This window comes from Hahella sp. HN01 (assembly GCF_018986435.1).
GTDB lineage: Bacteria > Pseudomonadota > Gammaproteobacteria > Pseudomonadales > Oleiphilaceae > Hahella.
Window position 1 is genome coordinate 1 of sequence record NZ_JAHMIN010000121.1, and the last position, 1,296, is coordinate 1,296.

Annotated in this window: 2 protein-coding genes and 1 pseudogene; 1 reads left to right on the forward strand and 2 read right to left on the reverse strand. The window is 45.4% G+C overall.

Annotated features, from left to right (window positions below):
• Positions 1 to 140 (forward strand): IS3 family transposase (locus tag KP814_RS32535; RefSeq protein WP_216740673.1); only part of this gene is annotated, 140 nt, incomplete at its 5' end.
• 121 nt (positions 141 to 261) lie between these two features.
• Here the strand turns inward: KP814_RS32535 and KP814_RS32540 are convergent.
• Positions 262 to 888 carry a HEAT repeat domain-containing protein gene (locus tag KP814_RS32540; protein ID WP_216740672.1) on the reverse strand — a complete coding sequence of 209 codons (627 nt, stop codon included), beginning with the start codon at positions 886 to 888 and terminating at the stop codon, positions 262 to 264.
• 3 nt (positions 889 to 891) lie between these two features.
• Positions 892 to 1,296 (reverse strand): annotated as a pseudogene (locus KP814_RS32545) (type IV secretion protein Rhs); the annotation flags it as partial.

Sequence of the window (1,296 nt, forward strand, 5' to 3'; positions counted from 1 at the left end):
AGCCCACCCGGGAACACATGAAGCAGGATGTCGCAGCCTACATGAGATATTACAACCTCGAAAGACTGCATACGGCGAACAATGATATGTCGCCGGTTAATTATGAAAACTCTCTAAAGAAAGTGTCCGGTGGGATTTGACCAGAACACTCACCGTATTCTATGTTTACATAATCCACTATCTGCGCCTCTATGTTTTCTGGTAAATCCATGCTAATCCTTTTCTTGTTCCATTAATCCAAGGAACACTTTCGTGCGCCTATCATTTTTCGACGCTTTTTATAGCATCAATGCTATTTTCAAGTGCGATTATAATTACAGTTGGATGGGGATCACCCCCTCTGACACCACCCCTATTAGGGATATTTTTGTCCATCATTTTTACCTCTTTGAGATAGCTTTCTAATAACGACAGCGCAGAAGTGCTCTTTATCTTTCCCAGCGCAATCACTATCTCAATTCTTACTGCATTACGTTCATCGGTTTCAAATATTCTTGAAATCTTTTCTACCGACTTAACACTTCCTATTGCGCCAATAGCTTCTATGGAACTAAGTTTCACCAGGAGTGAGTTAGTGCTATCTAAGCGGTTATAGATATCACCTAACAAGTATTCCTCCCTCTCATCAACTATTAACGCCAATCCGGATAGGCACATATTTGCCACCCCGTCATCATCATCATGGCTTAGAAAAGATGCTAGGGACGAAATATACTCACGCGCACCCAAGTATCCAAGATTAAAACAAGCTGAGGATAAAACTTCCAAATCATGGTCATTTAAAAACGCAGCTATCTCATTTGCTCTGTTTGCATCGCCAGCTTCTCCTATCTCTGAGATTAGAGATAGTTTGTCTCTTTTACTCATAGTCATTAGCTTTGAATCCATTTGTTATTTTCCAGGTTTATTACAAACCACTAAAAAGAGAAAATTTGGAATGTCTCCTTCGCTGTGCAGCAGGATGCCGAAGGCGTCGTAGTGGTAGTTGTCGGTTTGGACGCCGGTCTGGTTTGTTAAAGAGCGGACGGAGCCTTGGCCGTCGTAGACATAGTAGCTGACGTCGCCGGCTCTTGCCTGGCTTAGCAGGTCGTCGCCGTAAACGTAGCTGACCTGTTTCGCGCCATTGGCGACTTCTTGCAGCACCTGGGCGTAGTCGCGGTTCTGGTCGACGATAAAGTCGGTGGTGGCGCCGCTTCCCGCTTTCCGGGTGCGAATGCCGTCTGGGTTATAGCCGAAGCTGGTGGTCTCGCCCGCCTTGGTTACCGCGAGGAGTTTGTTCTTCGCGCTGTAGGTGTA